Source organism: Paraburkholderia sp. RL18-085-BIA-A, assembly GCF_046027075.1.
In the GTDB taxonomy this organism is placed as follows: domain Bacteria; phylum Pseudomonadota; class Gammaproteobacteria; order Burkholderiales; family Burkholderiaceae; genus Paraburkholderia.
The window spans coordinates 1-6,448 of record NZ_JARESU010000257.1 but is presented as its reverse complement, the minus strand read 5'-3'; the positions used below and the strand labels follow the sequence as shown (position 1 = coordinate 6,448).

Genomic DNA, 6,448 nt, shown 5'->3' with positions numbered 1-6,448 from the left:
GCTCCGCAGCTTCAGGACACGGGTGTGGCGAGCGCATTACACGCCGAAGCTGAAGAAGCGTACGGCGCTGCTGCGCAAGCTCAAGGAGATATTCCGGCGATACCAGTCGCAGCCGGTAAATCGGGTGGTGCGACTGATCAATCCGGTGTTGCGGGGTTGGGTGCAATACTTCGCTGTGGGGGACTCCAACGAGTGCTTCAACTTCATCAAGGACTGGGTGGAAAAGAAGATCCGGCGCCACATGGGGCGATCCCGGAACCGAAGGGGCTTCGGCTGGAAGCGGTGGAGTAGGCGCTGGCTGTATGAGGAACTGGGGCTGTTCAATGGCTACCGGGTCCGCCGTGCTGTCGCACCGAAAGCGCGCCCGGCATGATAGGTCCCATAACCCTTGACATGAAGCAAACAGGAGAGCGTAGTGCCGGAAATCGGCAAGCTGCGTTCGACGTGGCGGGAGCTGGAAACGTGACTATGGTAGCCGGACTGAGGTCCACCGCGAAAGCGGTGGGGAGACCACCGGAGCCTGTCGTGCGCGCGCCAGTTCTCGACCCTACCGGGGAGGAGAGGCAGGGAAATAGCTCGACTACGCCCTGTCTCTTACTCCACTTTCGACGTGGCAGGGCTGGCTGTATGTGGCCTTCGTGATCGACGTGTTCGCCCGCCGTATCGTCGGCTGGCGCGTCAGTTCCTCGATGACCACGGACTTCGTTCTGGATGCACTTGAACAGGCGCTTTACGCGCGGCGCCCGGGCGGCGACGGAACGTTGATACGCCACTCGGACAGAGGGTCCCAATACGTCAGCATTCGCTACAGCGAACGGCTGGCCGAAGGGGGCGTCGAACCATCGGTCGGCAGCCGGGGCGACAGCTATGACAACGCCCTTGCTGAAACGATCAACGGCTTGTACAAGGCTGAACTGATTCATCGCCGCACCTGGAAAACGCGGGAATCCGTTGAACTGGCAACGCTGGAATGGGTGGCCTGGTTCAATCATCATCGATTGATGGAACCCCTCGGCTATATCCCGCCCGCTGAAGCTGAGGCAAACTACTATCGGCAACTTGAAACACCTGCCGCTGAACCGGCATTAACTTAAACCAACCAGCCTCCACGATTCCCGGGGCGGTTCACTTTTACTCGATATTCGAAGCATTGGCGCGCTTCGCTAGAGGATCTATAACAATATGGCAGTTCGGGGTCGACGTGCGCCCGCCCGCCGACTCCGCACGTCGGCAATTCGATCATGGAGGCTTAGCGAATACGACCTGATGAATCCATGCTTTGTCTGTTCGAATCTCGATTAGCCAGGTATCGGAGGTAATCATGGAGTACGAGTACCGCGGCTGGGTCATTGACGCGACCCCGGATTTCTCGCTTGGTCGGTTCTTCGCGCATGCGCGGCTGATCCGTGCATCACCTGACGATGATGCGGATGCTGAAATGCACATCGAGCGCAATCTTGCCTGGTTCGATAATGAGGACGAGGCGATCGAGGTGGCGCGCCAATCGGCGATTGAGTGGATCGTTGCGCGCGACAGTAGCTTCGCCAGAACGGACACTGATTCATCGACACAGCGGAACGATATGCCGACGAAGACCCCGGCCAAATGAAAGTTCGGAAACATCATCCGGGCGCCGGACGACCGGCCCTGTGGCCATTCTGCAACGCCTGCGTCAGCGATTGACATAAGCCCCCACGACAGATGCGGCAATGCGGCCGCTCGCAAATATTCAGACGAGATATCTGATTGCTTCAGAAACGCGGATGTGCAGGAATGGACCAACGTCAGCGCCCCTTGCGCTTGTTCGGCGCGGTCATGATAGGGAACCGTGATGACCGATCCAAAAGATGACATGCTGTGCGCGCTGCGAGACGCTTACGCGATGGAACGGTATGCTGAGCGGTTGTTGAGAAACCACGCGACCAGATCGATACCCTACCCCGAGGTCAATGCGCACATTGAAGCGCACCTGACAGAGACACTGGCGCACCAGAAATCGTTGGCAAGCTGCCTTGAGCGTATCGACGAGAGCAACGTCATCCTGCAGACGCTCACGGATGATTTCGGGGCGGCTATCGAAACAAGTAACGTTGTTCAAACGCCGGACGAAGTAGTCAAGAGCCTGGTAACGCTCTATGTAATCAAGCATCAGGAGATCGCGTCCTACACCTCATTGATCGCCATCGCTGAAGCCAGAGGTTTCTTTGAGACCAAGCTCGCATGCGAGGCCATTGTTCTACGACAGATTGCCATGGCGGACTGGCTACTTGACCGTCTTCCTGCAGCCACGAAGGCGTATCTAGGTCGCGGTGCGCGCCCTGCCGAGAGCTAAGCCTTCCGTACGAGGATTGGGGCGAGTGCCGCTTCTCGCGCGAGATATTCTCGATTGTTCTTCGTATCGGCTGGCCACGGAATTGCTCTTCACGAACGAGACCGGTTCGTGAATGCTGTTTCGGGACGTATCCCGTTCGCCTCATTGTTCCCGTGGCCGTGCCCGGATATTGTTCCGCGTGCCGCAGCATGGTCGTATCGGGGTAGTCGTCTTATCCATGCGAAACCTGGCGGTCACTGCGTGGCGAGGCCCGTCCGACAAGGTTTTCGCCGCCGTACGATTTGGGCTCAGCCGGTTCCCCGCAAAGCCTTGAAATATGGATTCCCCTGGTCAATCCGCCAGATTTTACCAAGATGGGCCCGACGCCTCCCCTCGGCGGAGCGCTCGGGTCGTCAATCATGTGAGCTTCCTGGATTAAGGAGTCGGTCAGCCAGCGCGGCGAGGCCGCGTAGCGGCACACGGATCCATGCAGGTCGGTTGGCGACCTCGTAGCAGACCTCGTAGGCGGCTTTTTCGAGCATGAACAAATCGAGCAGCGCAGCCGCATCAGCGGGCGTGCGCCAGTCTTGGCGGAGGCCCGCGGCAGCTTTGGCGTAGGCCGCGCAAAATGCGTCCTGCAACACCGGCAGGACGCGTTCGATCAGTGTTTGCTTGCGCGCCCGGGCGGCGTCGGTCAAGTCGCCCAGACCGGTGCCGCCTGCCATTGCTGCGGCATAGTAGAAAGACCGCAGCATGCCGGCGACGTCGCGCAGTGGGCTGGTTTTCGCGCGCCGCTCGGCCAGTGCGCGGCCCGGTTCGCCTTCGAAGTCGATGAAATACGCATCGCCCTGCGCGACCAGGACCTGGCCGAGATGCAGGTCGCCGTGAATCCGCATGCAGAGCGAGCCCTCGCCGCCTTCGGCGAGCTTGACCACCGCTTGCAGCAATGTCGCGCGCAGTCCAATCAGTTTGCCGGCCATCTCGAGCTCAGGCTGGCTCAGCCCGCTGCCGGTATCCGCCTTCGCCGCCGCCAGCAGGGCAGACAGTGCATCGAGCGCGCGCACAATCTGCTGCTGCGCCGAGTCGGCCCATTCGCGCACGTCGTCGGGGCCGGCGCGATACGGCGCGAAGGCCAGATCGTCGGTGTCGCGCGCGAGTACCGTGTGCAACTCACCCAGCCGCCGCCCGAGGATTTTGGCCATCCGCGCAAATTCGTCCAGTGCGCGGGCGACCGCATGGTTCAGGGCGTCGGTTGCCGCTGGGCTGACGATCGTGGTGTCGGCGGCGTCACCCGGTGCCAGCGGTTCGGCGCCGACCAGCGATGTATCGGCGACATCCGCGATGACACGGGCCAGCGCATTGCGCGTCCATTGCCAGGCATCGCCCTGATTGTCGATAAAGTCCTGGATCACCGCCAGCACGGTCGGCGTGCCATCCGGCGTGATGCGCAAGACCTCGCCGAGCAGCGGCGCAATATGGGCAAAGCCGGCAGCGGTCAGGTAGCGGCCCATTTCCGCTTCCGGATGGATGCCCGGCTGGACCCGCCGGATCAACTTGAGCATCGCGCGGTCGCCGATCGCCACCGAGCTGTTCGATTGCTCGACCGACAGGTAACGGATCTCCACGTCGTCCGCCAAGGCGACGCCCGCCATCCGCGAAGTCGGGATAAAGCGCAGCTCACCTACGGCCTCATTATTGCAGCTTAGGTTGGCGCCGGTCTGTGTCAGTTCGAACATGCGCAGCACGAAGCCGCGCAGCGCAAATGCGTCGGTCAGGAAGCCGACCTGGCGGCCGCGCCGCACGCGGGCCAACGCGAGTTGCTCCGGCAGCGCCGAGGCCGCTTCACCCTCGGCGACCAATCCGAATGGCAACACGTAGCGGGCGGTGTCGAGGCTCATGCGGGTCTCGATTTCGGCCAGCAGCATCGGCTGCGTCGTGTTGCCTAGCTCGACTGCGACTGCGATCCGGGTCTGCTGCAGCTTTTCATTTTTTGCCGCGTACCAGCGACGCATCGGCAGGTAGGCCGGCAGGATGTCCTGTTCCAGCGTATGGCGTACCGGGGCGCGCAACACATCGGCGATGCCCTGGCGCAGCACCAGCGTTGTCAGTTCGGGCATGCTGGCGAGGCCGGCCGCGCGGAGCGCCAAGAGCTGCGGGTCGGTGCTCAGCACGAACCAATAAACAGCGTACGGTTGCAGCGTCAGCAGATAGGACAGTTGGCCGATGGGCGGGAACGCGGCGCCGCCTATCATCTCGACGGGTACGCGGCCGGCGAACGACGACAGGTCGAGCTCGACCGCCTGCGAGCCGCGCGACATGTTCGCCACGCACAGCAGCGTTTCTTCATCGCCTGCCTTGCTGCCGCCTTCGGCGCCCGGCGCTTTGTAGTCGCGCAGATAGGCGAGCACCTTGCGGTTGTTCGGGTAAAGGATTTTCAGTGTGCCGCGACCGAAGGCGCGATGCTGGCTGCGCACTTCCAGCATGCGCCGCACCCAGTTCAGCAGCGAGTGCCGGTCGGCACTCTGGGCTTCGACGTTGACGGCCTCGAAGCCGTATAGCGGATCCATGATGGGCGGCAGCACCAGACTTGCCGGGTTCGCGCGCGAGAAGCCGCCGTTGCGGTCCGGTGACCATTGCATCGGGGTGCGCACGCCGTCGCGATCGCCTAGATGAATATTATCGCCGATGCCGATTTCGTCGCCGTAGTACAGCACCGGGGTGCCGGGCAACGACAACAGCAGCGAATTCAACAATTCGACCCGGCGCCGGTCGCGTTCGACCAGCGGCGCTAGCCGGCGCCGGATGCCGAGGTTGATCCGCGCGCGCAGGTCCGGCGCGTAGAAATTCCACAAATAATCGCGTTCTCGGTCGGTCACCATTTCGAGCGTCAGCTCGTCATGGTTGCGCAGGAAAGTCGCCCACTGGCAGTTTGGAGGAATATCCGGCGTCTGGCGCAGGATATCGGTAATGGGGAAACGGTCTTCCTGCGCCAGCGCCGCGTACATACGCGGCATCAATGGAAAGTGAAACGCCATCTGGCATTCGTCGCCGGGCGCGTCTGTCTGCTCAGGGTCACCGCCAAAATACGGGCGTACGTCTTCGGGCCACATATTGGCTTCGGCGAGCAACAGCCGAGTCGGATAGCGCTGGTCGAGGTCGGCACGGATCTGCTTGAGGATCGCATGGGTCTCGGGCAGGTTCTCGTTCGACGATGCCGTCGCCGTTCGCATCGAAAAACGATTTGACGTGCAACTGGTATATGACCGCATCCTTGTACCAGAGCGGATCACGGTCTGCGACGGTGACCTGTACGGTCGCGCGTCCGCTCGCGTCGGCCGCTTCAGCGGCCGACACGTTCTTTTTGGTAGTGCCGTTTCGACGGACACATCGCGTCGATTCACGGGTGACGTCGGTCACGCTTCGCGCTCGTGTTACCGTCCCGCAATGAGCGATAACCGCAGCGTCCTCTGTTCCGATCGCTTCGTCTATAAGCCCACCGATCATCCCGTTGCCGCACAGGACTTGCTCCGCGGCCCGGGGCGAACGTCTTGATGGCCATAGTCTTCATCCCAATCGGCTGCGCGACGTCAACCACGCGTGAACCGATAGCGTCCCCATGAATGAGCAATATTATTCCTTTTTGACTATTCGCTGCACACGCAGCGCAAGAGGATTCCCGGTCGCCGCGCGCAGCGGACGCCGGTGCCTGGAGCGCTGGCGCAGCTCGGGCTACAGGGCCGTGAGGCGCTCACTATAATCAAGAAGCACACGGGCGCTTCTGCTTGACAGGAAGACAGGTTCTGTCGTGTGTCTCTCATGCCCAATCCAGTCAATTTTTGTACGGAGGTATTACATGGCCACGTACGTCATCCTCAGCCGTTTGTCCCCTGACGCGTTCAAAGATCCCAAAGAGCTGAAGCAGCTCGCCGCGACAGTGGCAGAGAAAATCAAGGCCGAATGCCCTGCGGTCACCTGGAAAGACAGCTATCTGACACTCGGGCGCTTCGATGTGGTCGACATCGTCGAGTCGGACGATCTCAAACAGCTCGAGAGAGCGGCGTTGATCATCCGCGCCTCTGGACACGCCGCCACGGAAACCCTGCAAGGGACCCCGTGGAATGAGTTCATCGCGACCCT

The 6,448-nt window shown here is 61.5% G+C and carries 4 protein-coding genes and 2 pseudogenes; 5 read left to right on the top strand and 1 reads right to left on the bottom strand.

Features of this window, described 5'->3' with window-relative positions; genetic code table 11:
* From P0D89_RS50290 to P0D89_RS50275, 4 genes and pseudogenes are all read left to right on the top strand, one after another.
* Positions 1-373 (top strand): group II intron maturase-specific domain-containing protein (locus tag P0D89_RS50290; RefSeq protein WP_408370315.1); only part of this gene is annotated, 373 nt, incomplete at its 5' end.
* Positions 374-596: 223 nt separating this feature from the next.
* Positions 597-1,094, top strand: a pseudogene (locus P0D89_RS50285) (IS3 family transposase); the annotation flags it as partial.
* Positions 1,095-1,321: 227 nt separating this feature from the next.
* The gene (locus P0D89_RS50280) at positions 1,322-1,609 is read left to right on the top strand and encodes a hypothetical protein (RefSeq protein WP_408370317.1); all 288 of its coding nucleotides are present in this window, start codon (positions 1,322-1,324) and stop codon (positions 1,607-1,609) included.
* Positions 1,610-1,831: 222 nt separating this feature from the next.
* A complete protein-coding gene (locus P0D89_RS50275) occupies positions 1,832-2,332 on the top strand; it encodes a DUF892 family protein (protein ID WP_408370319.1) in 501 nt (166 codons plus the stop codon).
* Positions 2,333-2,724: 392 nt separating this feature from the next.
* On the opposite strand, the pseudogene P0D89_RS50270 reads toward P0D89_RS50275, so the two are convergent.
* Positions 2,725-5,523: pseudogene (locus P0D89_RS50270) on the bottom strand (putative maltokinase); the annotation flags it as partial.
* Between the two features lie 641 nt (positions 5,524-6,164).
* Here P0D89_RS50270 and P0D89_RS50265 point away from each other — a divergent pair.
* Positions 6,165-6,448 (top strand): GYD domain-containing protein (locus tag P0D89_RS50265; RefSeq protein ID WP_408370321.1); only part of this gene is annotated, 284 nt, incomplete at its 3' end.

Coding starts and splice junctions, on each gene's coding strand:
- P0D89_RS50280 (WP_408370317.1), top strand. CDS start 1,322: ATGGAGTACGAGTACCGCGGCTGGGTCATTGACGCGACCCCGGATTTC.
- P0D89_RS50275 (WP_408370319.1), top strand. CDS start 1,832: ATGACCGATCCAAAAGATGACATGCTGTGCGCGCTGCGAGACGCTTAC.